This window comes from Luteimonas sp. 3794 (genome assembly GCF_031456825.1).
Classification (GTDB): Bacteria; Pseudomonadota; Gammaproteobacteria; order Xanthomonadales; family Xanthomonadaceae; genus Luteimonas.
The window spans coordinates 130,152-153,987 of sequence record NZ_JAVDVJ010000004.1 but is presented as its reverse complement, the minus strand read 5'-3'; the positions used below and the strand labels follow the sequence as shown (position 1 = coordinate 153,987).

The 23,836-nt window shown below is 68.2% G+C and carries 21 protein-coding genes, 1 tRNA gene and 1 pseudogene; 14 read left to right on the top strand and 9 right to left on the bottom strand.

Going from position 1 to position 23,836, the window contains the following annotated elements; translation table 11 throughout:
- Window positions 1-109 precede the first annotated feature (109 nt).
- The 5 genes from J2X52_RS08585 (at window position 110) to J2X52_RS08565 (ending at window position 4,294) form a co-directional block, all read left to right on the top strand.
- Window positions 110-283 carry a hypothetical protein gene (locus tag J2X52_RS08585; RefSeq protein WP_310151596.1) on the top strand — a complete coding sequence of 58 codons (174 nt, stop codon included), beginning with the start codon at window positions 110-112 and terminating at the stop codon, window positions 281-283.
- A gap of 90 nt (window positions 284-373) precedes the next feature.
- A complete protein-coding gene (pyk, locus tag J2X52_RS08580) occupies window positions 374-1,864 on the top strand; it encodes a pyruvate kinase (RefSeq protein ID WP_310151593.1) in 1,491 nt (496 codons plus the stop codon).
- Window positions 1,865-1,989: 125 nt separating this feature from the next.
- A complete protein-coding gene (locus tag J2X52_RS08575; protein ID WP_310151590.1) occupies window positions 1,990-2,994 on the top strand; it encodes a class I fructose-bisphosphate aldolase in 1,005 nt (334 codons plus the stop codon).
- A 64-nt stretch (window positions 2,995-3,058) separates the two neighbouring features.
- A complete protein-coding gene (locus tag J2X52_RS08570) occupies window positions 3,059-3,730 on the top strand; it encodes a hypothetical protein (protein ID WP_310151588.1) in 672 nt (223 codons plus the stop codon).
- Window positions 3,731-3,811: 81 nt separating this feature from the next.
- Window positions 3,812-4,294 (top strand): hypothetical protein, encoded by a 483-nt coding sequence (locus J2X52_RS08565; protein WP_310151585.1) that lies wholly within the window; start codon window positions 3,812-3,814, stop codon window positions 4,292-4,294.
- Between the two features lie 121 nt (window positions 4,295-4,415).
- On the opposite strand, the gene cysK is transcribed toward J2X52_RS08565, so the two are convergent.
- Entirely contained in the window at window positions 4,416-5,375 is a 960-nt protein-coding gene (gene cysK, locus J2X52_RS08560; protein ID WP_310151582.1) for a cysteine synthase A, read from the bottom strand.
- Between the two features lie 221 nt (window positions 5,376-5,596).
- On the opposite strand from cysK, the gene J2X52_RS08555 reads away from it, so the two are divergent.
- From J2X52_RS08555 to J2X52_RS08535, 5 genes and pseudogenes are all read left to right on the top strand, one after another.
- Complete coding sequence (locus J2X52_RS08555; RefSeq protein WP_310151578.1) at window positions 5,597-6,679, top strand: efflux RND transporter periplasmic adaptor subunit; 1,083 nt, start codon at window positions 5,597-5,599, stop codon at window positions 6,677-6,679.
- Window positions 6,676-9,810, top strand: a complete 3,135-nt coding sequence (locus tag J2X52_RS08550; protein WP_310151575.1) for an efflux RND transporter permease subunit — start codon at window positions 6,676-6,678, stop codon at window positions 9,808-9,810. The genes J2X52_RS08555 and J2X52_RS08550 overlap by 4 nt, the downstream gene beginning before the upstream one ends.
- Window positions 9,803-10,348: a GNAT family protein gene (locus J2X52_RS08545; RefSeq protein WP_310151572.1), complete on the top strand. Its 546-nt coding sequence runs from the start codon at window positions 9,803-9,805 to the stop codon at window positions 10,346-10,348. Before J2X52_RS08550 ends, J2X52_RS08545 begins: the two co-directional genes overlap by 8 nt.
- A gap of 95 nt (window positions 10,349-10,443) precedes the next feature.
- Window positions 10,444-11,913 (top strand): alanine/glycine:cation symporter family protein, encoded by a 1,470-nt coding sequence (locus tag J2X52_RS08540; protein ID WP_310151570.1) that lies wholly within the window; start codon window positions 10,444-10,446, stop codon window positions 11,911-11,913.
- A gap of 134 nt (window positions 11,914-12,047) precedes the next feature.
- Window positions 12,048-12,779 (top strand): annotated as a pseudogene (locus J2X52_RS08535) (TrmH family RNA methyltransferase); the annotation flags it as partial.
- A gap of 51 nt (window positions 12,780-12,830) precedes the next feature.
- Here J2X52_RS08535 and J2X52_RS08530 read toward each other — a convergent pair.
- The 4 genes from J2X52_RS08530 to J2X52_RS08515 form a co-directional block, all read right to left on the bottom strand.
- The gene (locus tag J2X52_RS08530) at window positions 12,831-14,255 is read right to left on the bottom strand and encodes a M20/M25/M40 family metallo-hydrolase (protein WP_310151863.1); all 1,425 of its coding nucleotides are present in this window, start codon (window positions 14,253-14,255) and stop codon (window positions 12,831-12,833) included.
- A gap of 117 nt (window positions 14,256-14,372) precedes the next feature.
- A complete protein-coding gene (gene mscL, locus J2X52_RS08525) occupies window positions 14,373-14,801 on the bottom strand; it encodes a large-conductance mechanosensitive channel protein MscL (protein WP_310151567.1) in 429 nt (142 codons plus the stop codon).
- A gap of 37 nt (window positions 14,802-14,838) precedes the next feature.
- Window positions 14,839-15,564 carry a fumarylacetoacetate hydrolase family protein gene (locus J2X52_RS08520; protein ID WP_310151565.1) on the bottom strand — a complete coding sequence of 242 codons (726 nt, stop codon included), beginning with the start codon at window positions 15,562-15,564 and terminating at the stop codon, window positions 14,839-14,841.
- Window positions 15,565-15,643: 79 nt separating this feature from the next.
- The gene (locus J2X52_RS08515) at window positions 15,644-15,937 is read right to left on the bottom strand and encodes a hypothetical protein (RefSeq protein ID WP_310151563.1); all 294 of its coding nucleotides are present in this window, start codon (window positions 15,935-15,937) and stop codon (window positions 15,644-15,646) included.
- 77 nt (window positions 15,938-16,014) lie between these two features.
- Between J2X52_RS08515 and J2X52_RS08510 the strand changes: the two genes are divergently transcribed.
- Window positions 16,015-16,368 (top strand): Rieske (2Fe-2S) protein, encoded by a 354-nt coding sequence (locus J2X52_RS08510; RefSeq protein WP_310151561.1) that lies wholly within the window; start codon window positions 16,015-16,017, stop codon window positions 16,366-16,368.
- Window positions 16,369-16,381: 13 nt separating this feature from the next.
- Here the strand turns inward: J2X52_RS08510 and J2X52_RS08505 are convergent, their stop codons facing one another.
- The 4 genes from J2X52_RS08505 to thiS all read right to left on the bottom strand — a co-directional run bounded on the left by J2X52_RS08505 (window position 16,382) and on the right by thiS (window position 20,405).
- Window positions 16,382-18,229: an SLC13 family permease gene (locus J2X52_RS08505; protein WP_310151557.1), complete on the bottom strand. Its 1,848-nt coding sequence runs from the start codon at window positions 18,227-18,229 to the stop codon at window positions 16,382-16,384.
- A gap of 129 nt (window positions 18,230-18,358) precedes the next feature.
- Window positions 18,359-19,114, bottom strand: coding sequence for a tRNA (guanosine(46)-N7)-methyltransferase TrmB (trmB, locus tag J2X52_RS08500; protein WP_310151555.1), 756 nt, complete (start codon window positions 19,112-19,114; stop codon window positions 18,359-18,361).
- Window positions 19,115-19,124: 10 nt separating this feature from the next.
- Window positions 19,125-19,922 (bottom strand): thiazole synthase, encoded by a 798-nt coding sequence (locus J2X52_RS08495; protein ID WP_310151552.1) that lies wholly within the window; start codon window positions 19,920-19,922, stop codon window positions 19,125-19,127.
- Window positions 19,923-20,204: 282 nt separating this feature from the next.
- On the bottom strand, window positions 20,205-20,405 hold the full coding sequence (gene thiS, locus J2X52_RS08490) for a sulfur carrier protein ThiS (RefSeq protein ID WP_310151550.1): 201 nt from the start codon (window positions 20,403-20,405) through the stop codon (window positions 20,205-20,207).
- Window positions 20,406-20,567: 162 nt separating this feature from the next.
- Here thiS and J2X52_RS08485 point away from each other — a divergent pair, with 162 nt between their 5' ends.
- The 3 genes from J2X52_RS08485 (at window position 20,568) to rimK (ending at window position 23,597) form a co-directional block, all read left to right on the top strand.
- Window positions 20,568-22,421, top strand: coding sequence for an autotransporter domain-containing protein (locus J2X52_RS08485; protein WP_310151545.1), 1,854 nt, complete (start codon window positions 20,568-20,570; stop codon window positions 22,419-22,421).
- A gap of 79 nt (window positions 22,422-22,500) precedes the next feature.
- A tRNA-Gly gene (locus tag J2X52_RS08480) sits at window positions 22,501-22,574 on the top strand.
- A gap of 99 nt (window positions 22,575-22,673) precedes the next feature.
- The gene (gene rimK, locus J2X52_RS08475; protein WP_310151543.1) at window positions 22,674-23,597 is read left to right on the top strand and encodes a 30S ribosomal protein S6--L-glutamate ligase; all 924 of its coding nucleotides are present in this window, start codon (window positions 22,674-22,676) and stop codon (window positions 23,595-23,597) included.
- The last annotated feature ends 239 nt before the right edge of the window (window positions 23,598-23,836 follow it).

Sequence of the window (23,836 nt, the reverse complement as noted above, 5' to 3'; positions counted from 1 at the left end):
CCGCCGATTAACCAAGGAAGGTCTGAATCACTGCCGTGAGGTTGCTGGCGATCCTCGCGCACGGAACGCAGCAGCGTCATGACGAGAAACGCCCCCGGCGGGTCTCGGGATGTTCGCCATCTGGCTGCGGGCCGGGTCGAACGGATTTCCCGCCGCCGAGATGTATGACGACGATGCCGGCGTGCAGATCGTCGAGGCGACGTTCGGCCGCGTGTCGAAGGAGGCTTCGGGCGAGATGCGCGACAACGTGGTGGTCCACGCCGACTGCGAGATTTCACAGTAAGCTCCGAACACGGCGCGCCGGCATGGAGCGCCATTTTCATGTTGCCGTGCAACGTGCGGCTGACCACCGGTGGACATTAGACTGGGCGCCATGACTACGACCGATCTGCTTCCTGTTCCGGCGCACCGTCGCCGCACCCGTATCCTCGCCACGCTGGGTCCCGCGACCGATGAGCCCGGCGTCCTCGATGCGCTCATCGCCGCCGGCGTCAACGCGGTCCGCCTCAATTTCTCCCACGGCGATCCGGACTCCCAGCGCGTACGCGCAGAGGCGGTTCGCGCCGCCGCCGATCGCGCCGGCGTCGAGATCGGCATCCTCGCCGACCTGCCAGGCCCGAAGATTCGCATCGAAAAATTCGCCGAGGGCAAGGTCCACCTCCGTGCTGGCGCGCGCTTCGATCTGGTCGCCGATCCCTCGGCCCCGCCGGGCACCGTCGATGAAGTCGGCGTCAGCTACCTGGGCCTGCCGGGCGACGTGGAAGCAGGCGATGTGCTGCTGCTCGACGACGGCCTGATGCAGCTGCAGGTCACCGCCGTCGAGGGCGCGCGCATCGTCACCACCGTGCTCAACGACGGCCCGCTGTCGAATCGCAAGGGCCTCAACAAGCAAGGCGGTGGCCTGTCGCTCGGCGCGCTGACCGATCACGACCGCCAGCTGATCAAGGTGGCCGCCGACATCGGCGTCGATTTCATCGCGGTCTCGTTTTGCCGCAATGCCGCCGACATGGAAGAGGCGCGTTCGATCGCACGCTCGCACGGCTGCGATGCTGCGCTGGTGTCGAAGATCGAGCGCACCGAGGCGATCGAGAACCTGGCCGAGATCATCGACGCCAGCGACGTGGTGATGGTCGCGCGCGGCGACCTGGGCGTGGAGATCGGCGATGCCGAACTGCCCGGTCTGCAAAAGAAGATCATCCGCGAGTCGCTGGCACGCAACAAAGTGGTGATCACCGCCACGCAGATGCTGCAGTCGATGGTCGAAAGCCCGATGCCGACGCGCGCCGAAGTGCTGGACGTGGCCAACTCGGTCATCGACGGCACCGATGCAGTGATGCTGTCGGCCGAGACCGCGGCCGGCGCGTATCCGGTACGCGCGGTCGAAGCCATGGCGCGCATCTGCGTCGGCGCCGAACGCCAGTTCGCCCACGACACCGATTTCGAGAAGGCGCAGCGCAATCTGGAACGCGCCGACCATGCGATCGCGATGGCGGCGATGTTCCTGTCCGAGCACGTGGGCGTCGGCGCGATCGTCGCGATGACCGAATCCGGCGGCACCGCGCGCTACCTGTCGCGTTTCCGCGGCGGCGCGTCGATCTATGCCTTCGCCCGCCACGACGGCGCGCGCCGGCGCATGTCGCTGATGCGCGACGTGTTTCCGTTCAACTACGACAGTCGCGGCCAGACCCCGCGCGAAGCCGCGCGCGGCAGCGTGCGCCTGCTGGTCGAAGCCGGCCTGCTCGGTCCTGGCCAGCGCGTGGTGTTCACCAGTGGCGAACACATGGAAACCCACGGCGCCACCAACACCCTGCGTTTGCTGCAGGTGGGCGCCGATGGCCGCGCCGAGGGCCTGGGCGAGCTGTAACACCTGCGCGTGCGGTCGCGGCCGGCGGAAGAAGCCCGCGTCCGCGACCTAGTGCCTCCGAAAGCCCGGCCGGTGCGCCGGGCTATAATCGCGGCCCTTTCCCGTCGCGATCCCGGAACCCCGTCATGAGCATCGAACAGCTTGCCGAAACCGCCCAGGCCATGGTGGCGAAGGGCAAGGGCATCATCGCCATCGACGAGTCGACGGGCACGATCGGCAAGCGCTTCGCGCAGGTCGGCATTCCGAACAACGAAGAGAACCGTCGCGCCTATCGCGAGCTGCTGCTGACCACGCCGAAGCTCTCGGAGTACATCAGCGGCGCGATCCTGTTCGACGAGACCCTGCGCCAGTCGACCAAGGCCGGCCTGCCGTTCGCGAAGTACCTCACCCAGAACGGGATCATTCCAGGCATCAAGGTCGACAAGGGCACGCACGCGTTGGCGGGCTTCCCTGGCGAGCTGGTGACCGAAGGCCTCGACGGCCTGCGTGCACGGCTCGAGGAGTACTACAAGCTCGGTGCGCGGTTCGCCAAGTGGCGCGCGGTCATCACCATCGGCGAGGACATGCCCTCGGGCACCTGCATCGACGTCAACGCGCATGCGCTCGCGCGCTACGCCGCGCTGTGCCAGGAACAGGGGCTCGTGCCGATGGTCGAGCCGGAAGTGCTGCTCGATGGCGACCACGACATCCAGACCTCTTACGAAGTGACCGAGGTCGTGCTGCGCGGTCTGTTCGATGCGCTCTACAGCCAGAACGTCATGCTCGAAGGCACGATCCTCAAGGCCTCGATGGTGCTGCCGGGCAAGGACAGCGACGAAGAGGCGGACGTCGAAGAAGTCGCTGAAGCGACGCTGATGTGCCTGAAGTCGTCGGTGCCGGCGATCCTGCCGGGCATCGTGTTCCTGTCGGGCGGACAGTCCGACGAACTGGCCACCGCGCATCTCGATGCGATGAACCGCCTCGGCCCGAACCCGTGGCCGCTGTCGTTCTCCTACGGCCGCGCGATGCAGCAGGCGGCCCTGGAACTGTGGTCGCAGGATCTCGTGAACAACGTCGCCAAGGCCCAGTCCACGGTCCATGCGCGTGCCAGGGCGAACGGCCTGGCGGCGCTGGGCAAGTGGGAAGGCTGAGCGTCCCGCGCGCATCGCGACGACCATGCGCGCTGCCGGCCGCGGTCAGGCTGGGACACGGCGGGTGACGCGTCTCGCGGTGATTCTGATCTGCGCTTCGCTGTCGGCCTGCACCACGCTGCGGATCGACGGGCTGGATGCGGCAACGGTGAAAGCCGCCTTCGATGCCGAACACGCGCATCCCGGCGCGACCCGTGCCGTCTGCCCACAACTCGCGGGTGACGTGGCGACCCGCGGCGTGCGCGAGGCCGCCCGCGGTGAGTGGATCGTAGACTTCGCGGATCTCGCCGCTGTGCTGCGATGGCAGGGATGGACGATTCCGCCGGCACTGGCCGACGGTGCCCCGCGCGTGCGGCTGCGCGATGTCGCGGAGGATGCCGAAGCGGCTGCCAACCCATCGCTTCATCTGCAGGCGATGTCGGCATCGGGCGCCCCGATCGGAGACGCGGTCGCGCTGGGCGAATCCTGGCCCTTGCCGGGTATGCGGGCACATGCCTGCATCGACGGCCGGCGCTTGCTGCGTACCGATCGCGACTGGTGGAACGGAGGCGAGACCCGCATGCGCGACGTCGTCACCGTGGTGATGCAGCCGGTGCCTGCAGGGCTGGTGCTCTCGGTGGATCACCGGCGGACCGTGCGCGGCGGGCTGTTGTTTCCCATCACCACTCGCAGTCGCGCCAGCGGCCGCGTCCTCTTCGAAATGGTCGGGTCGTCACCGGCGCAGTCGCTGGACTGAGATCCGGTATCGGGCTTCGGCGACCCGACCGTCACCGCGCCTCGCCTAGGCTGTCTGGCGATGTCCATTGGAGGATCGACGATGGCCGCTTCCCAGACCGGCAGCCGCTTGCACGTGCCCTTGCCGGTGCACGACGCCCTGCGCCGTGGGCGCCCGGCCGAGGCCGTGAAGGCCTTGCGCGACGCCAATCCCGGACTGGGGCAGCATGACGCGCGCGATGCGATCGCACGCCTGTCGCGAGATCCGGGGTCGACGCTTGAGGATGACGATCCGTATCGGCGGGATCCGGCGGCGGAACCAGTGGGCGCCGAAACCCTGCCCAGTGAGGTGGCGGCCAAGATCGCGACCGGCAATACCCTCGATGCCGCGCGTCGCCTGCGTGACGCCAAGCCCGGCCTCAGCGAAGAGGAAGCCCGCGACGCGGTGGCCCGCCATTGTTCGCCCCTGCTGCGCGAAGCGCGTGAGGAAACCGTGGTGTACGGCGACAGCGGCCGCTACGGCTGGCTGGGCTGGGTGCTCGCGCTGGTGATCGTCGGCGGTGGACTGGCGATCTGGCTCGGCTGAGTGCTCGGCCCGCAAGAGCGCAACCGTGTAGGAGCGCGCTTGCGCGCGAGGGGCTTCAGAGGCCATTCGCATCGCGCGCGAGCGCGCTCCTACAGGAGGGTCCACGCTGGTGGTCAGCTGGTCACGGCAGACCGGCCAACCAGTCGTCGTCGGAGCCTTCGTTGATGTCGGCGAACAGCGGCGTGGAGAAGTAACGCTCACCGGTATCGGGCAGCATCGCCAGGATCACGTCGCCGTCGCGCGCGGTCTTCGCGACTTCGAGCGCCGCGGCCACCGTGCCGCCGGCGGAAATACCCACGAAGATGCCTTCTTCAGCTGCGAGCCGGCGCGCGGTCTCTATCGAGACGGCATCGTCGATCGAGAGTACCTGTGCGGCGATCTCCCGGTTCAACACGCCGGGCACGAAGTCCGGCGTCCAGCCCTGCACCTTGTGCGGCGCCCATTCCCCGCCCTGCAGCAGCGCTGCGCCGGCCGGCTCGCAGGCGGTGATCTTCACTTCGGGGCGCGCGACCTTGAGCACCTCGCCCACGCCGGTCAGCGTGCCGCCCGTGCCCCAGCCGGTGACGAAATGGTCGAGCCGGCGTCCGGCGAAATCGCGCAGGATCTCGGCCGCCGTGGTCTGCCGGTGGTAGGCGGGATTGGCGGGGTTCTCGAACTGGCTGGCCCAGAACCAGCCGTGCTCCTCGGCCAGCGCCTTCGCGCGTTTCACCATGCCGCTGCCGCGCTCGGCCGCGGGGGTGAGGATCACCTTGGCGCCGTAGGCGCGCATCAGCTTGCGGCGTTCGATCGAGAAGGTCTCGACCATCGTGGCGACGAACTTGTAGCCGCGCGCCGCGCAGACCATCGCCAGCGCCACGCCGGTATTGCCCGAGGTCGCTTCGACGACGGTGTCGCCGGGTTTGAGCAGCCCGCGCTGTTCGGCATCTAGGATGATCGCCAGGGCCAGCCGGTCCTTGACCGAACCGCCGGGATTGAACGACTCGACCTTGGCGTAGAGCTCGACGTTGGTGGGCGCGAGCCGATGCAGGCGGACGACGGGCGTACCGCCGATGGTGTCGAGAATGCTGTCGTACAGGGCCATGGGGGAACCCTCGCAAAAGCGCTGAGCGCGGGGCTCCACCTTGGGCCATAACGCGTGACGGTGCCAGCGGTTGACACGTTGCGCGCCGGAATACGACCCACTGATGGCATGGGTCGGCGTCACGGGGCAGCGGGTACTATCGGGCGGTTTTTCGACCCTCTCCCAGGCGCTCCCTGTTCATGCATCTGCTCTCCTGTTTCCCTTCGCGCCGCGCTGTCGCCGTGCCTCTTCTCGTGTGCGTGCTGCTGATCGCGGGCTGCGGCGGCGCAGCGCAACCGTCGGCACCTGGCCCCGGCGCCGGCGGCGCAGCCGTGCCGGTGACCACGGCGCAGGTCCAGCCTCGCGAATGGAATGATTCGATCGCTGCGCTCGGCACGGTCAATGCGCGCGAGTCGGTGACGGTGACCGCCAAGGTCAGCGAAACCGTGCAGCGTGTGCATTTCGACAGCGGTGACCGGGTCACGGCTGGCCAGGTGCTGGTCACGCTGTCGGGCAACCAGCAGCAGGCGGCGCTGCGCGCGGCGGAGGCGGCGGCCACCGAAGCCGAACAGCAGTACGTCCGGGGCACCGAGCTGGTCGGCCAGCAACTGATCGCGCGGGCGTCGATCGATACGCTGCGCGCCACCCGCGACAGCGCCCGTGCCAACGTCGCCGAAATGCGCGCCGACATCGGCGACCGCACCATCCGCGCCCCGTTCGCCGGTGTGCTGGGCCTGCGCCAGGTCAGCCCGGGCGCGCTGGTCACGCCGGGCACGGCGATCGCGACGCTCGACGACATCTCCACCGTCTACGTGGATTTCCCGGTGCCCGAAGTGCGTCTGGCCGCGATCAGCGCGGGGCAGCGCGTGTTCGGCAGCAGCGCTGCCTACCCCGGCGAAACCGTGGAAGGCGTGGTGCAGATCGTCGATTCGCGCGTCGACCCCAATACGCGCGCGATCGCGGTGCGCGCCGCGTTCGACAATCCCGGCGACCGGCTGCGTCCCGGCATGCTGATCCAGGTCCAGCTGGAACAGCGTCAGCGCCAGGCGCTGATGGTCCCGGAGATCGCGGTCATCCAGGTCGGCCGCGACACCTTCGTCTATCGCGTGCGCGAGGATGAAACCGTCGAGCAGGCTCCGGTGACGCTGGGCGTGCGCGGTCAGGGTCTGGCCGAGATCGTCGAAGGCATCGAGCCGGGCACCCGCATCGTCGTCGATGGCACGGGCAAGCTGCGGCCGGGCATGAAGATCGTCGAGGGCACCGTGCAGGAAGCGAAGTCGCAACCGGCTGACGAACCAGCCGCGGCAGAGGGCGACGCTCCATGAAGATGTCCGATGTCGCCATCAAGCGGCCGGTGTTTGCGGTCGTCATCAGCCTGCTGCTGGTGGTGCTCGGCATCATGTCCTTCAGCAGGCTGACGCTGCGCGAGATGCCCAACATCGACCCACCGATCGTCTCGGTCGACGTGCGCTACCCGGGCGCCTCGGCGGCGGTGGTCGAAACCCGCATCACCCAGATCCTCGAAGACGCGCTGGCGGGCATCGAGGGCATCCGCACGATCGAATCGCGCAGCCGCAACGGCCGCGCCGACGTCACCATCGAATTCAACCTCACGCGCGACATCGAGGCCGCCGCCAACGACGTGCGCGACGCCATCAGCCGGGTCGTGGACCGGCTGCCGGTCGAGGCGGATTCGCCGGAGATCTCCAAGGTCGAAGCCGACGCCGACGCCATCATGTGGCTCAACCTGCGTTCGAGCACGATGAACACGCTCGAGCTCACCGACTACACCGATCGCTACGTGCTCGACCGGCTGTCGTCGCTCGACGGCGTGGCGCGCGTGCAGCTCAGCGGCAGCCAGCGCTATGCGATGCGGATCTGGCTCGACCGCGACGCGATGACCGCGCGCGACGTCGCGGCCTCCGATGTCGAGGCCGCGCTGCGCAACGAGAACGTCGAACTGCCGGCCGGCAACATCGAATCGGAGACGCGCGACTTCACCCTGCGCGTCGAACGTGGTTACCGCGAACCTGCGCAGTTCGCGCAGATCCCCGTGCGCCGCGGCGACGACGGCTACGTCGTGCGCATGGGCGATGTCGCGCGCATCGAGCTGGGCACCGCCGAGCGGCGCTCCTACATGCGCAGCAACTCGGTGCCGAACGTCGGTCTCGGCATCGTGCGCACCTCGACCGCGAACGCACTCGATGTCGCCCGCGCGGCGCGCGAGGAAGCCGAGCGGATCCAGGCCACGCTGCCCGAAGGCACGGAGATCTTTGTCGCCGCCGACAACACCGTCTTCATCGACTCGGCGATCACCCGCGTCTACTGGACGCTGTTCGAGGCGATGGCCCTGGTGTTCGTCGTGATCTGGCTGTTTCTCGGCAGCCTGCGCGCGGCGATCATTCCCGCGGTCACCGCGCCGGTCTGCCTGATCGCCGCGTTCACCGCGCTGTACGTGTTCGGGTTCTCGATCAATCTGCTGACCCTGCTCGCCCTGGTGCTGTGCATCGGCCTGGTCGTCGACGACGCGATCATCGTGCTGGAGAACGTGCAGCGCCGCGCCGATCTGGGCGAACCCCCACTGGTCGCCGCGCGACGCGGCACCGCGCAGGTTGCGTTCGCGGTCATCGCGACGACGGCCGTGCTGGTGGCGGTATTTCTGCCGGTCGGCTTCATGGAGGGCAATTCCGGACGCCTGTTCCGCGAACTGTCGGTGACACTGGCGGGCGCAGTGGCGCTGTCGGCCTTCATCGCGCTGACGCTCACCCCGATGATGTGCTCGAAGCTGGTCCGCAAACACGGCAAGCCGACCGGCTTCAACGCCTGGACCAACCGGCATCTCAACCGGCTCAGCGCCGGCTACGGCCGCCGGGTGGAGTCGCTGGTCAGCTTGCGCGGACCGAAGTTGATCCTGCTGCTGGCGCTGGCGATCGGCGCATGTCTGGTCGCCGCCTTGCTGCTGTTCTGGCGGGTGCCGAGCGAGCTGTCGCCAGCGGAGGATCGTGGCCGCTTCTTCGTCGCGGTCGACGGGCCGGAGGGCGCGGGCTTCGACTACACCGTCGGACAGATGCAGCAGGTGGAATCGATCTTCGCCGGGCTGGTCGGACCGGACAAGCCGATCGAACGTGCCAACTCGCGCGTGCCGCGCGGCTGGGGCGGCAGCGAGGAAATGCACAACGGTCAGGTCATCGTGTTCCTGCACGACTGGCGCCAGCGCGACGTGTCGACGCGTGAGGTCGTCGAGGACCTGCGCGCCCAGTTCGCCGATCTGCCCGGCGTGCAGGTGCGCGCCAACGTGCCGGGCGGCCTGATCAGCAGCCGCGGCCAGCGGTACCAGCTGGTGCTCGGCGGTCCGGACTATGCCGAGATCGCGCAATGGCGCGACCGGATGCTCGCGCGCATGCGCGAAAATCCCGGCATCCAGGATCCCGACTCCGACTACAAGGAAACGCGTCCACAGATGCGCGTCGACATCGACCGCGCGCGTGCCGCCGACCTCGGCGTGTCGGTGCAGGAGATCGGCCGCACGCTGGAGACGATGATGGGCTCGCGCCAGGTCACGACCTTCGTCGACAACGGCGAGGAGTACGACGTGCTGCTGCAGGCCGACCGCGAACGTCGCATGACGCCGTCCGACCTGTCGGACACGTTCGTGCGGGGCCGCGACAATGCGCTGGTGCCGCTGTCGAACCTGGTGACGCTGAGCGAGATCGCCGAGCCCGGCAGCTTCAACCGCTTCAACCGCCTGCGCGCGATCACCATCGCAGGTGGCCTGGCGCCCGGTTACACGATGGGCGAGGCGATCGAATGGACCCGCCAGGTCGCGGCCGAGGAACTGCCTGACTATGCGCAGATCGACTGGAAGGGCGAGAGCCGCGAATTCCAAGAGGCCGGCGGCGCGGTGCTGCTCACCTTCGCGATGGCGCTGCTGATCGTCTATCTGGTGCTGGCCGCGCAGTTCGAGAGCTTCATCCATCCGCTGTCGATCATGCTGACCGTGCCGCTGGCGGTCCTGGGCGCGCTGCTCGGCCTGTGGGCGACCGGCGGCACGCTGAATCTCTTCAGCCAGATCGGCATCGTCATGCTGATCGGTCTGGCGGCGAAGAACGGCATTCTGATTGTCGAGTTCGCCAACCAGCTGCGCGACGATGGGCGCAGCGTGCGCGACGCGATCACCGAAGCGTCCGCGGTGCGTTTGCGCCCGATCCTGATGACGGCGGCGGCGACCATCGTCGGCGCGGTGCCGTTGGTGGTCGCGGGCGGGCCGGGGTCGGCGAGCCGGGCGACGATCGGCGTGGTGATCATCTTCGGCGTCGCGTTCTCCACCTTGCTGTCGCTGTTCGTTGTGCCGGCCTTCTATGCGCTGCTCGCGCCGTTCACGCGTTCGCCCGATGCGCTGGCGCAGGAACTCGAGCGCCTGGAAGCCGAGACCCCGGCGGTCAGTGGCCATGCCTGATGCCGGGCGCTGGAACGCGGTGCGCCTGGGCGGCGAGGGCTTCGTGCTCCGCCGCTGGCGCAGCGATGATCTTGAGGCGCTGCTGCGGCATGCCGATGATCCGGCGATCAACCGCGGCCTGAGCGAGCGCTTCCCGCATCCGTATACACGCGCCGACGGCGAGGCGTTTCTCGCCGGACGGATCGTGGACTTCGAGCAGCCGGTGCTGGCGATCGAGATCGAGGGCGAGGCCTGCGGCAGTGTCGGCGTGCGCCACACCGCCGGCGGCGAACGCACGCACATGGCGGAGCTCGGCTACTGGCTGGGCCGCGCGCACTGGAACCGGGGCGTGATGCGACGCGTGCTCGCGGTCTACGTGCCCTGGGTGATGGACGCGCTCGCACTGCATCGGCTGCAGGCCAGCGTGCTCGACAGCAATCCCGCGTCGGCCCGGGTACTGCTCGCCAGTGGCTTCGTCGAGGAAGGTCGCCTGCGGCATGCGATCCGCAAGCCAGATGGCTTCCGCGACCTGCGCATGTTCGGCCTGCTGCGCGACTGAGCACGCGCATCACCGCGCCGGTTTCGTGTTTACCGGCGATTGGTGGAGAATCGGGGCGACGTCCACGTGGGGGCGGCCGCAACGGGGAGCAGCGCGTGGAATCGATCGTCGAGAGACTCAACAGCATCATCTGGAGCCCGCCGCTGGTGTGGCTGTGTCTGGGCGCGGGTCTGTACTTCTCGATCCGCACCCGCTTCGTACAGGTCCGGCAGGTGCGTGAAATGGTGCGGCTGATGCTGGCCGGTGGAAAGTCGGACGCCGGCGTGTCCTCGTTCCAGGCGCTGGCGATGTCGCTGTCGGGGCGCGTCGGCATCGGCAACATCGCGGGCGTCGCCACGGCCATCGCCTTCGGCGGCCCGGGTGCGCTGTTCTGGATGTGGGTGATGGCCTTTCTCGGCGCGTCCACCGCGTTCGTCGAATCCACGCTCGCGCAGATCTACAAGGAGAAGGACGACAACGGCCGCTACCGCGGCGGTCCGGCCTACTTCATCGAAAAGGCGATGGGCCAGCGCTGGTATGCGTGGATCTTCGCCATCGTGACCATCGTCGCGGCGGGCTTCCTGCTGCCGGGCGTGCAGGCCAACGGCATCGCGTCGGCGGCCAATACCGCCTGGGGCACCGCGCCTGCGGTCGCGGCGGCGATCATCGTCGTCGGCTTGGGCTTCATCATCTTCGGCGGGGTCAAGCGCATCGCCCGGTTCGCGGAACTGGTCGTGCCGTTCATGGCACTGGCCTATATCCTCATCGCGCTGGTGATCATGTTCATCAATGCCGCCGCGCTGCCGGAGATGTTCGGCCTGGTGTTCCGCAGCGCCTTCGGCCTGGAAGCCGGCATGGGCGCGGTGCTGGGTCTGGCCGTGGAATGGGGCGTCAAGCGCGGCATCTATTCGAACGAGGCGGGACAGGGCACCGGTCCGCACCACGCGGCCGCGGCCGAGGTGTCGCATCCGGCCAAGCAGGGTCTGGTGCAAGCCTTCTCGGTCTACGTGGACACGCTGCTGGTGTGCTCGGCGACGGCCTTCATGATCCTCTCGACGGGCATGTACAACGTCGTGGCGCCGGGCGGTGAGGGCGCCATGCTCTACGAAGCCTTGCCGGGCGTTGCGGTGGGGCCGTCGTTCGCCCAGGCCGCGGTGGAATCGGTGCTGCCCGGCTGGGGCGCAAGCTTCGTCGCGCTGGCGCTGTTCTTCTTCGCGTTCACGACCATCATCGCCTACTACTACATGGCCGAAACCAATATCGCGTACATCAATCGGCGCATGCACCGCCCCTGGATGATCTTCGCCTTGCGCCTGGGTCTGCTGGCCGCGGTGACCTTCGGTTGCCTGCGCACGGCCGAGATGGCATGGACGCTGGGTGACATCGGCGTCGGGCTGATGGCCTGGCTCAACATCATCGCGATCCTGATCCTGCAACGGCCGGCCCTGCGCGCGCTGCGCGACTACGAAGCGCAGCAGACACTGGGCGTCGATCCAGTCTTCGATCCCGACGCGCTCGGCATTCGCAACGCCGAGCTTTGGCACGACATCCGCGCCACCCACCGCATCGAATCGGAACGCACATGACCCGCGAGAATCCCTGGGCCCGCCATAGCGGCGGTGCCCGGAACGTAGACCCCCGCAACCCAGAGCTCCGCAAGGCGGACGTCCGTCGGGAGCCCCCCGCGCAGCCGGCGGTATCACCGGCAACTGAAGAGGCGGCTCGCGAGCTTCGGCTCTACGGCCGGAACGCGATCGAAGCGGTGTTCGCGCGTCGGCCCGAGGCGATCCGCAAGCTCTATCTGCTCGAAGCCCGCATTCCGCAGCTGCAGCCGCTGCTGAAATGGTGCGCGTCGAACCGGGTCGGCTATCGCGTCGTCGCCGAAGACGACCTGCGCAAGCTCGCCGCCAGCTCGCATCACGAAGGCGTCGTCGCCGACGTCCTGCGCGAGGCGCCGCAGTCGCTCGGCAACTGGCTGCAGACACTGCCGGCTGGTCCGGTCTGCGCGCTATGGCTCGATGGCGTGGGCAATCCGCACAACCTCGGCGCGATCCTGCGCTCGGCGGCGCATTTCGGCGTCGGCGCGATCCTGTTGCCGAAGACCTCGCCGCTGGCGCTGTCCGGCGCGGCGGCACGTGTGGCGGAGGGCGGCGCTGAATCAGTGCCGTTCGTGCGCCTGGGCCGCGAGGACAACGCGCTCGCCCAACTGCGCAGCGTGGGCTTTTCGATGGCGGCAACCGTCGTGCGCGGCGGCGAAAGCGTGTTCGCACGCCCGCTGCCCGAGCGGGTGGTGTTCGTGATCGGCTCCGAAGGCGAGGGCATGGATCCCGAACTCGCCAAGGCCTGCGACCTGCGACTGGGCATTCCCGGCAGCGGCAAGGTCGAAAGCCTCAACGTCGCATCGGCGACGGCCGTGCTGCTCGCGCAATGGATTCAACACAGCCGCGCTTAAACGCCCCGTGTTAAATCGCACCGCGCGCATGCACGGTGCGACGACGCGGTTTCAGTGTTCCGGTGTCTCTTGCGACTTCGGCGCGCTGCCGAAGCCGGCTTGCGATTCCGCTGCCAGCCACGCGAACACGGCGTAGGCGGCGGTGTTCTGCGCGACCGCGTCGGGGTCCACCTTATCGAAGGTGTCGTTGGCGTTGTGGTGCAGGTCGAAATAATCGGTGCCGTCCTGGCCCAGCCAGCCCCAGGCGCCGCCTTTCGCGGCCAGCGGAGAGATGTCGGGACCGGGGCTGCCCTTGTCCTGCAGGTAGTCGATGCCGAGCGGGCGCAGGACCTCGGCGATCGCGTCACTGGTCGCGCGCTGGCCGGCCGGGGCGCTGGTGTTGAAGCCGTAGATGCGGCCGGCGCCGAAGTCGCTCTCCGCGCCGATGATGTGCTTGGCGATGACCTCGGCGCCGCCATGTGCCTCTGCATAGGCGCGTGCGCCGAGCAGGCCCTGCTCCTCGTTCGCGAATGCGACCACGCGCACCGTACGCCGCGGACGCTGTGGCAGCTGCGCGATCAGGTGCCCGGCGGCCATTGTGATGCCGACGCCGGAGGCGTCGTCGACCGCGCCGGTGCCCAGGTCCCAGGAATCCAGATGCCCCGCGATCAGCACGATCTCGTCAGGCGCTTCGCGGCCCGTGAGCTCGCCGATGACGTTCTGTGAGGTGTACTCGCCGTTCCAGCCGACATCCAGCGCCAGGTGCACCTGCACCGGGCCGCGCGTGAGCAGGCGTGCGAGCTGGTCGGCATCGGGCAGCGACAGTGCGGCCGAGGGAATCGGGGTGACGTCGGCATCGAAACGGGTGATGCCGGTGTTGGCGACACGATGCGGGCTGGTGCTGATGGAGCGCATCAGGTAACCGGCCGCGCCCTTGCGCGCGGCGATTGACGGACCGCGGCCGCGGACCGGGCCGGCAGCGCCATAGCCGCTGCCGTCGCGCGAGCGCGCCATTGGCACGTCGACGAAGGCGAGCTTGCCGCGCAGGCTTGCGGGCTCCGCCGCTTCCAGCGCGGCCATGCTGTCGAAGCGGACGAGCTCGGCAGTGACGTCGCCGGCCGGGCTGCCACCCAGCGCGGTGATCACCAGGGGCTGCGCATGCGCACCGACAACCGATGCACGTTCGCTGCGACGCTCCCACTTCGGGAACGTCACCGGCTCGGTCCACACCTTGTCGTAGCCCAGCGCCTCGAAGCGCGCCTTGGCCCAGGCGACGGCGCGCGCATCCGCTTCGCTGCCGGGCAGGCGCGGACCGATTTCGGTGGTCAGCGATTCGATCAGCGCATAGGCGGTGCCGTCCTGCGCGGCGCGTTCGCGCAGTTGCGCAGCCTCTTCGAGCGCGGCCGGCGAGAGCGGCGCGGCCTCACGCGATTGCGCGAACGCGGGAGACCCTGCGAGCAGTGCGGTCGACAACAGGGCAATGGCCAGTGGCCTGATGGACGGGACGCGCATACGGACGACTCCAGCAATAAAAGGATCGGCGAAATAGAAACGGGCCGCGGCATTGTCGCGCGCGGCCCGTCGGATTGCGAAAGCATGATCTGGAGCGCTGCGTCAGGGTTGCGGACGCAGGGAGTCGCGGATCTCGCGCAGCAGCTTCACTTCTTCGCTCGGCTCGGCCGGCTTAGCCGGTTGCGGCGCCTCGGCCTGCTTGCGCTTGAGGCGATTGATGAACTTCACCGCGAGGAAGATCGCGAACGCGACGATGACGAACTGGATGAGGGTGTTGATGAAGATGCCGTAGCCGATCGTCACGGCGGGAATCTCCTCGCCCGTGGCGGCATCGAGCGTCGCCTCGCGCAGGGTGATGGCCAGTTCGGTGAAATCGACATTGCCGATCAGCCAGCCGATCGGCGGCATGATGATCTGGTCGACCAGGGCGGTGACGATCTTGCCGAACGAGGCGCCGATCACGACACCGACCGCGAGATCGATGACGTTGCCGCGGACTGCAAACTCCTTGAACTCGGCAAGTATGCCCATGGATCACTCCTGCACTGTGCGTGGAAAACGCCGGCGACTATAGCCGCTGCGGAGTGATCTCCAGATACAGCTCGATCACATCGTCGAGCCGGGCCACGCAGCGGTCGCCGGGCTGCAGTGCGGCCACGCCGGCGGGCGTGCCCATGAAGACTAGGTCGCCGGCGCGCAACGCGAAGAGCTTCGACATTTCGTGCAGGATCTCGGGCACATCCCAGATCAGCTGGTCGAGCGTCGAGACTTGCCGGCGCTCGCCGTTGACGTCCAGCGACAGGGTGCGCGATGCGAGCGCACCGACATCGGCGGCGGGAACGAGTTCACCGACCGGTGCGGAGGCATCGAAGCCCTTCGCGATATCCCAGGGCAGGCCCTTGGCCTTGGCCGCGGCCTGCAGGTCGCGGCGGGTGAGATCGAGGCCGATGGTGTAGCCGAAGACCAGCGCCTGCGCGGCGTCGACCGGCAGTTCGCCGGGTGGGGCATCGGCGCCGAGCGCGACGACGAGCTCCACTTCATGGTGCAGGTCCTGCGTCGCGGACGGATAGGGCACCTCCGCCGTCAGCACCACCGCATCGGCCGGCTTGGCGAAGAACACCGGTGTACCGCGCGCGGCCTTCGACGCCGGTGCTTCCGCGCCCATCTCCTTGGCGTGATCGGCGAAGTTGCGGCCCACGCAATACACGCGACGCACGGGATAGGTGCCGCCGCCGCGGACGGACAGGCGGACGGGTTCGATGGCGGGCACGACATCGCGCGCGGATGCAGTCATCGCGGGTCCTTTCGCGCCATGCGGCGCACTCGGTTGATGGGAAAACAGAACGGGCGCGGCGCTCGGCGGCGCGCGGGATTCAACGCAGTGCGTGATGGTCGCGGTTGCGGACCACGCGGTACTCGGCGTCGACAATGCGCGTATCGCGGCGCGGCGCCGGCTGGCGGACCAGCAGGCGTCGGGCGATGCCGAACAGGATCATCGCCGCGCCGACGAACACACCGACCACCAGCAGCACGGCGAGCATCGCGACGCCGACGAGGCCGAGCGCAATCCGCAGCAGCGGATGGCGCGGCTTGCGCGGCGCGAACATCGCGCGGACACCGGAGGCGTCGAACCGGGCGTGCAGATCGCGGAAGAAGGGCTTGGACATGGGTTCCAGAATCGTCGTGACACAATGCGGCCGATTGGCCGGTGCCCAGTATCGGTCGAGGCCGCTCTGGAGTTGTAATGCGTTCGTTAAATCCGTGTGATAGGGCCGCGCCGCTGGCGGCATTCGACACCATCGCCGACGGTGGATTCGCCGAAATCGAAGTGATGCTCGAGGGGGTGCCGGAATCGTTGGTGCTCTTCCGCGAGGGCGAGCGCGTGCGCGCGTGGTTGAACATCTGTCCGCATGCCGGGCGCCGGCTGGACTGGGCGCCCGGACAGTTCCTGCGCTCGAAGGCCGGCGATCTGGTGTGCGCGGCGCACGGCGCGAGCTTCTCGCTCGACGATGGCCTCTGCGTGGCAGGCCCCTGCAAGGGCGAATCGCTGCGCGGCGTCGATGTCGCAGTGGTCGACGGCCACGTCGTGCTCGCCTGAGCATTGAAGCCGGTCAGAACAGCAGGTTGACCATCAGCACGATGATCGCGGTGTAGATCAGCGAGATCGGCAAACCGATCTTCCACAACTCGCGCGCCTTGTAGCCGGCCGGGCCGATGATCATCGACATCACCGGGTTGGACTGGGTCACGAAGTTGTTCGATGCCGACAACGCGACGATCAGCGCGAACGCAGTCGGATTGCCGCCCACTGCCAGCGCCAGGTTGATCGCCAGCGGCACCACGACGATGGTCGCGCCGACGTGGCTGATCACCATCGAGAACGCCGCCGTCAGCAACGCGACCGCAATTTCCAGCACCCAGATCGGCAGTCCCACGGGCAAGCGTTCGATGGTGTGGCCGGCGACCCAGGCCGCGGCGCCGCTGGAGTCCATCGCCCAGCCCAGCGGAATCAGGCAGGCCATCAGGAAGACCGTCTTCCAGTTGATGGCGCTGTAGGCCTCATCCATCTTCAGCACGCCGAACACCAGCATGCCGGCAACGCCCGCCATCAGCGCCACCGAGGTGGGCACGCGCGAGGACAACGCGATCAGCAGCGTCACTGCGAAGATCGCCATCGCGATCTTGAACTTGTGCGGCCGCTGTTCGCCCTTGGGGTAGTCGGTGACGATGATGAAGTCGAGCGACTTGGCGGTCTTGGCGAGATCCTGCCAGATGCTGTGCAGCACCAGCATGTCGCCGGCGCGCAACGGCATGTTGCGGACATTCTCGCGAATCACCTCCTTGTCGCGGTTGATCGCCAGCAGACGCACGCCGTATTCCTTGCGCAGGCTCAGCTCGGACGCGGATTTGCCGATGAACTTCGAGGTCGGCGGCACCACTGCTTCGGCGATGCCGGCGCGACTCGGATTGAACAGGTCGCCGAAGTTGCGCAGTCGCGTACTCAGGCGCAGGAACTGGTTCTGGGCGAAATCGGCCACCTGCTGGCGCTGGCCCATCGCGCCGATCACGCTGCCGACCCAGATGCGCGCATCGGCCGGCGGCGCCAACCGCGATTCGTTGTCGGACTTGAGCGCCAGCAGCACCGGCGCATCGTGGATCGCTTCGGCCTCGCCGAAGGTCATGCCCACCATCGGGCTTTCGGCGGTCACCACGAGTTCGTAGATGTCGCCGTCGATGCCGTAGGCGCTGGCGAAATAGCTCTGCGTGCGCGCCGGCGTGACATTGCCGTCGCTGCCGTCCTCGAGCGCGCGCAGTTCGCCATTGCCGCGGAAGTGGAAATAGGCGAGCCCAGCGGCCAGCAGCGCCAGGCCGATCGGCAGCGGCGCGAACATGTTCAGCGATTCGAGCGTCGCGGCGCCCGACGGCAGGTTGGCGTTGGCCGCGGTCAGCAGGTCGTTGAGCAGGATCAGCGGCGAGGAACCGACCATCGTCAGCGTGCCGCCCATGATGACCGCCACGCAGATCGGCAGCAGCATCTGTGCCAGCCGCAGGCCTGAGCGCGAGGCCAGGCGCGCGGCGACCGGCATGTACAGCGCCATCACCGCCGGATTCTGCATGACCGACGAATTGAGGCCGGCTGTGGCGGCGGTCAGCATCAGAAGCCGATCTTCACGCCCCTTGGCGCGCCGCAGCAGCCAGCCTGCGAGGCGGTTCAGCGCACCCGTGCGGTCGAGCCCCATGCCGAGAATCATCGTGGCGATGACGCTGATCGTCGCGTTCGAGGAGAAGCCGTTGAATACGTCTTCCGGGGCGACCAGCCCGGTCAGGCCCAGCAGCACCAGCACCACCAGCGCGACGAGATCGGCGCGCACGCGCTGGAACACGAACAACACCATCGTCAGGCCCACGAGGGCCAGGACGATCTTCATGTCGGTGGTGAGGGCGAGCGCGGTATCCATCAGCGTCGCAGGCCGTCCAGGCAATCGGTGACGCGTGGATCGGAGTGAACGCGGGCCATCGCCCACAGACTGCGCGGCGCCGCGTGCAGCGGATGTCGAACCCGGCGTCCTGGGGCCCGTATCACTGCACTAGCGTCCGGCGGCGTCTTCAGCGACGCGGTCATACAGCAGGTCCCAGACGCCGTGGCCGAGCTTCTGGCCGCGGGTTTCGAAATGGGTCTGCGGCCGCCACGGCGGTCGTGGCACATGGCCGCGCGGACCGGCGCGGTTGCGAAGCCCGGGAGTCGCGTCGAGCACATCCCACATCTGCTCGGCGTAGTCGGCCCAGTCCGTCGCCAGGTGCAGACGACCTTCGGGGCTGAGCTTGCGCACCAGCAGCGCGGCGAACTCGGGCTTCACCAGTCGGCGCTTGTTGTGGCGCTTCTTGTGCCAGGGGTCCGGAAAATAGATGCGGATCTCGTCGAGCGCGCCGTCGGCGATCTCGTGTTCCAGCACTTCGACCGCGTCGTGGTGGTACACGCGCACGTTGTCGTTGCCGTCCTCGGCCAGCGCATTGAGTACACGTCCGACGCCTGGCGCATGCACTTCGATGCCGATGTGGTCGCGTGCGGGATCCAGTTGCACCGAGTGCCGCAGCGCCGCGCCGTTGCCGAAGCCGATCTCGACGATGCGCGGCGCGCTGCGGCCGAAGGTGGTGTCGAAATCGCGCGGCGTGCCCTGGTAGTCCAACCCGAATTTCGGCCACGCGTCATCGAACGCGCGCTGCTGGGCCGGCGTGAACCGGCCCTGGCGCAGCACGAAGCTGCGGATTTCGCGACGGCCTTCGGTCGCCGTGAACGGCTTGGGCGGGGCCTTGGCACCTTCGCTGGAAAACGGGTTGGTCATCGCGCGCCGATCAGCCCAGCAAACCGTCGACCGGCGAAGACGCGCTGGCGAAGCGCTTGCGCGGAATGCGGCCGGCAAGAAACGCCTCGCGACCGGCCTCGACCGCCTTGCGCATCGCGCTGGCCATCAGCACCGGATGGCGCGCGCCGGCGATCGCGGTGTTCATCAGCACGCCGTCGCAGCCGAGTTCCATCGCGATTGCCGCATCGGACGCGGTGCCGACGCCGGCGTCGACGATGATCGGCACCTTGGCGTTCTCGATGATCTCGATGAGGTTGTACTTGTTCTGGATGCCGAGGCCCGAACCGATCGGCGCGGCCAGCGGCATCACCGCGGCGCAGCCGATCTCTTCCAGACGCTTGGCCAGGATCGGATCGTCGGAGGTGTAGACCATGACATCGAAGCCGTCCTTGACCAGTTGCTCGGCGGCCTTGAGCGTCTGCACGACGTCGGGGAACAGCGTGCGCGCATCGCCCAGCACTTCGAGCTTGGTCAGGTTGTGACCGTCGAGCAGCTCACGCGCCAGGCGGCAGGTGCGCACCGCATCTTCGGCGGTGTAGCAGCCGGCGGTGTTGGGCAGGATCGTGTAGCGGTCCGGCGGCAGGACATCGAGCAGGTTGGGCTCACCCGGGTTCTGGCCGATATTGGTGCGGCGGATCGCCACGGTGACGATCTGCGCGCCTGCGGCCTCGGTGGCCAGGCGGGTCTCGTCGAGATCCTTGAACTTGCCGGTACCGGTCAGCAGGCGGGAGGAATAGGTCTTGCCGGCGATGATCAGGCCGGCATCAGCGGGGGAGGCAGTGGTCATCGGGGGATTATCGCCGATGCGGCAGGGGCATGTGGGCGTTCACGATCAGCGCATCGACGCCAGGCGTCATGTCGTGCGCCGCCCAAGACGCTTCATCAGGCCGGCTCGCTGTTCATGGAGCATCGCCCGGCTTCGGATTGTCGGTCCGATGAGCAGCATTGCGCAGTCCGCAGGACCCTCGGCTCAGGCGCAAAGCGGTGCTTCGCACGCGGTCGGCCTCGCCGTGTGGACATTCGCCCCTGCGGCCGACGCCGGATGGCACCGCCGGCCGCACGCGACAGGTCACCCACCGCCCAGCGCGTGCACGATCTCGACCTGATCGTTCTCGTGGATCGTGTGCTCGGCGTGGCGACCGCGCGGCACGATCTCGCCGTTGACCTCGACCGCGACGCGGCGGTCGGCCAATCCCTGTTGTGCGAGCAGTGCGGCGATGGTGCTGCCGGTATCGATGGCGAGATCCTCGCCGTTGAGTCGGATGTGCATGGCGGAATTGTCGCCGCATCGGGCAGCCGACGCACGCGTGCCGCACTGCGGCGTGCCGGCGCCGGAAACGGCATGGGATGATCCCGCGCTTCGGCGCCATGCGCTGCCGGATGGACCGGCGGAAACACGCCGGCCAATGCCAATTCCCAGGAGAACCCCCAGATGTCGTCCAGGCCCATCCGCGCCGCCCTCGCCGTCGCACTTGCTGCCGCAGCCACTGTTCCCGCATTCGCCGCCGAGCCGTTTTCCCGCACGGTGTTCTTCGGCGACAGCCTCACCGATGCGGGCTATTTCCGGCCGGTCATCGTGGCCTCCCCGGTCGGCGCCTCGGGCGCCATCCTGGGCCGCTTCACCACCAACCCGGGTCTGACCTGGGCCGAACACGTCGCCGACCGCTACGGCACCCGCGCGGACGCGAATGGCAATGGTCAGAGCGGCGATAACTATGCCGCCGGTGGCGCGCGCGTGTCGGCCACCGCCGCGACAGCGCTGGGTCAGGCGCCCTCGCTGGCCGCGCAGGTCAACACCTATCTGACCGCCAACGGCGGCCGCGCCGATGCGAACGCGCTGTACACCGTGTGGGGCGGCGCCAACGACCTGTTCGCGGTCGCCGCCAATCCAGCGCAGGCGCAGCAGATCATCGGCTCGGCGGTCACCGCCCAGGTCGGCCTCGTCGGCACGCTGCAGGGCGCGGGTGCCCGCTATGTGCTGGTGCCGTCGATCCCCGACATCGGTCTCACCCCGCAGTCGCGCGCCGGCGGCGCCGTGGGCATGGCCACCGGCACCGCGCTCGCCAACACCTACAACACCGCGCTCTATGGCGGCCTGGCGAGCCAGGGGCTGCGTGTGATTCCAGTCGATACCTTCCACTTCCTGCAGGAAGTGTCCGCCAGTCCGGCGCTGTACGGCTTCGCCAACGTGACCTCGGCCGCGTGCCGGGCGCAGCCGGGGATTGGCGACTCGTCGGTGTTCTGCAATCCGACCTCGCTCGCTACGCCGTCCGCGGCTGACACCTACCTGTTCGCCGATGGCGTGCACCCGGCCAGCCGTGCGCACGAGATGATCGCCGACCTCGCGATCGCGATGATCGACGGTCCGCAGCAGATCGCGGTGCTGCCGCAGTCCGCGACCGTGACCGGCCGCGCCCGCGCCGACCGCATCAACAATCGTTTGAGCCTGGCGCCGGCCCGCAGCGAGGGCCGCAGCTGGTGGGCCGACGTGCGCGCCGACATGCAACGCTACGACCATGGCGATGCCTACGACGGCGTCGGCCCGGCGCTGACCGCGGGTCTCGACTGGACCTCGGGTAACACGACCTTCGGCAGCTTCGTCGGCTACGGCAAGCAGGGCAACGACTGGGGTCTGCGCCGGGGTAGCTGGGACCAGACCGAAGCGACGGTCGGTGGCTTCGTCGGCTGGCGCGCCGACAGCGGCGCCTGGGTCAACGGCCAGCTCAGCTACTCCTGGCTCGACTTCGACACCGACCGCACCGTGCAGATCGGCCCGGTGACCCGCGTGCATTCCGGCCAGGCCGACGGCAGCAATGTCACCGCGGCAATCGGCGCCGGCTGGAATTTCGGCGCCGGCGCGCTGCAGCACGGTCCGGTGCTGTCGCTGGTCGCGCAGCGCATCGAGGTCGACGGTTTCGCCGAAAGCGATCCGACCGTGTCGAGCTCGCTGGCGTACCCGTCGCAGGACATCGACTCGCTGATCGGCAGCGCCGGCTGGCAGTTCGCCTACGCCGCCAGCGACAGCTTCCGTCCGTATGCGCGCCTCACCATCGACCGCGAGTTCGAAGACGCACCGGCCGAGGCTTTCGCCCAGTCGCAGTCGCTGCCGTCGACGCTGCCCTACGCGGTGCCCGCGCGCGGCTACGACAACAGCTACGCCACCGCCACGCTGGGCACGCAGACCACGCTGTTCGGTCTTGAAGCCAACATTGGCGCCAGCCTGACGGTCGGTCAGAAGGGCGGCAGCCACACGACCGCATTCGCGACCATCGGCGCCGGCTTCTGAGGCCTGCGTCAGCAGGCAACGGCGCCCGACCGGCGCCGTTGCCAATGCGCGCAGGCCCGGCATAGACTGCCCACCTCGCGCGGGTGTAGCTCAATGGTAGAGCTGTTGCTTCCCAAGCAACTGACGAGGGTTCGATTCCCTTCACCCGCTCCAACAGATTTTTTGTGACATCCGGACGGCGACACCATCGAAGTGGTGTCGCCGTTTTCACTGGTGGTCCGTCTCTGCGGTGTGCGCCTGTCCGGTGATTCGATGAAGCTCGCAATCCTCTCCCGCAATACCAAACTCTATTCGACCCGTCGGCTGGTCGAAGCTGCGCGCGTGCGCGGCCACACCGTGCGCGTGCTAGACCCGCTGCGTTGTTACATGCGCATCAGCAGCGAAGGGTTCTCGATGCGCTACAAGGGCAAGCCGATCGTCGGCTACGACGCGGTGATTCCGCGCTTCGCAGCGTCGGTGACGCGTTATGGCAATGCGGTGCTGCGCCAGTTCGAACTGATGGGCACGTTCGCGCCCAATCCATCGGCGGCGTTCGCGCGCGCGCGTGACAAGTTGCTGTGCCAGCAGTTGCTGGCCGCCGAAGGCCTCGGCCTGCCGGTCACGGTATTCGGTGACAACCCCGACGACACTGACGACCTGCTGGCGATACTCGGCCCGCCGCCGCATGTCATCAAGCTCAACGAGGGCAGCCAGGGCGCTGGCGTGATGCTGACCGAGAAACCATCGGCATCGCGCGGCGTCGTCGAGGCGCTGCGCGGCCTGTATGCGAGCTTCGTCATGCAGGAGTTCATCGCCGAGGCACAGGGGGCGGACCTGCGCTGCTTCGTTGTCGGCGACCGGGTCATCGGCGCGATGCAGCGGCAGGCGCCGCCTGGAGATTTCCGCTCCAACCTGCACCGGGGCGGCACCGCGAGCCCGGTCGAGACGACGCCGGAAGAGCGCGCGGCTGCCGTGCATGCCGCGCAGGTCATCGGCCTGGGCATCGCAGGCGTGGACCTCATCCGCTCGGCGCGCGGTCCGCTGGTGCTGGAGGTCAACGCGTCGCCGGGCCTGGAGGGCATCGAGGAGGCGACCGAGGACGACATTGCCGGGGGCATCATCGAGTACCTCGCGCGCCACGTGGCGGCAAAACCAACGCCTCGACGAGCAAGACGGCCCGTTTCGAACGGAACTTGAACGTTTTTTTTCCGGATTTCGACGTTGGCGTCATTAATCTGCACGTCCGGAATGCACTGCGCTCTCTCTCCGCCCCGGGTCACCGGGGCCGCAGCGGATGACGGCAATCGGGGCAATACTCTTCGACCCGGGCGGTTTCCGTCCGGGTCTTTTTATGTGGCGCCCCGCAGGCCGTATTCAACAGCGCGCGTGCGCCCATCGCGCCGGACGATCTTGTATGCGCGATGACGACGGTCGTC

What these genes read in the sequence shown, in the direction of transcription:
- J2X52_RS08585 (WP_310151596.1), top strand. Translation starts at nt 110, where the DNA reads ATGTTCGCCATCTGGCTGCGGGCCGGGTCGAACGGATTTCCCGCCGCC.
- pyk (WP_310151593.1), top strand. Translation starts at nt 374, where the DNA reads ATGACTACGACCGATCTGCTTCCTGTTCCGGCGCACCGTCGCCGCACC.
- J2X52_RS08575 (WP_310151590.1), top strand. Translation starts at nt 1,990, where the DNA reads ATGAGCATCGAACAGCTTGCCGAAACCGCCCAGGCCATGGTGGCGAAG.
- J2X52_RS08565 (WP_310151585.1), top strand. Translation starts at nt 3,812, where the DNA reads ATGGCCGCTTCCCAGACCGGCAGCCGCTTGCACGTGCCCTTGCCGGTG.
- cysK (WP_310151582.1), bottom strand. Translation starts at nt 5,375, where the DNA reads ATGGCCCTGTACGACAGCATTCTCGACACCATCGGCGGTACGCCCGTC.
- J2X52_RS08550 (WP_310151575.1), top strand. Translation starts at nt 6,676, where the DNA reads ATGAAGATGTCCGATGTCGCCATCAAGCGGCCGGTGTTTGCGGTCGTC.
- J2X52_RS08545 (WP_310151572.1), top strand. Translation starts at nt 9,803, where the DNA reads ATGCCTGATGCCGGGCGCTGGAACGCGGTGCGCCTGGGCGGCGAGGGC.
- mscL (WP_310151567.1), bottom strand. Translation starts at nt 14,801, where the DNA reads ATGGGCATACTTGCCGAGTTCAAGGAGTTTGCAGTCCGCGGCAACGTC.
- J2X52_RS08520 (WP_310151565.1), bottom strand. Translation starts at nt 15,564, where the DNA reads ATGACTGCATCCGCGCGCGATGTCGTGCCCGCCATCGAACCCGTCCGC.
- J2X52_RS08515 (WP_310151563.1), bottom strand. Translation starts at nt 15,937, where the DNA reads ATGTCCAAGCCCTTCTTCCGCGATCTGCACGCCCGGTTCGACGCCTCC.
- J2X52_RS08510 (WP_310151561.1), top strand. Translation starts at nt 16,015, where the DNA reads ATGCGTTCGTTAAATCCGTGTGATAGGGCCGCGCCGCTGGCGGCATTC.
- J2X52_RS08505 (WP_310151557.1), bottom strand. Translation starts at nt 18,229, where the DNA reads ATGGATACCGCGCTCGCCCTCACCACCGACATGAAGATCGTCCTGGCC.
- trmB (WP_310151555.1), bottom strand. Translation starts at nt 19,114, where the DNA reads ATGACCAACCCGTTTTCCAGCGAAGGTGCCAAGGCCCCGCCCAAGCCG.
- J2X52_RS08495 (WP_310151552.1), bottom strand. Translation starts at nt 19,922, where the DNA reads ATGACCACTGCCTCCCCCGCTGATGCCGGCCTGATCATCGCCGGCAAG.
- thiS (WP_310151550.1), bottom strand. Translation starts at nt 20,405, where the DNA reads ATGCACATCCGACTCAACGGCGAGGATCTCGCCATCGATACCGGCAGC.
- J2X52_RS08485 (WP_310151545.1), top strand. Translation starts at nt 20,568, where the DNA reads ATGTCGTCCAGGCCCATCCGCGCCGCCCTCGCCGTCGCACTTGCTGCC.
- rimK (WP_310151543.1), top strand. Translation starts at nt 22,674, where the DNA reads ATGAAGCTCGCAATCCTCTCCCGCAATACCAAACTCTATTCGACCCGT.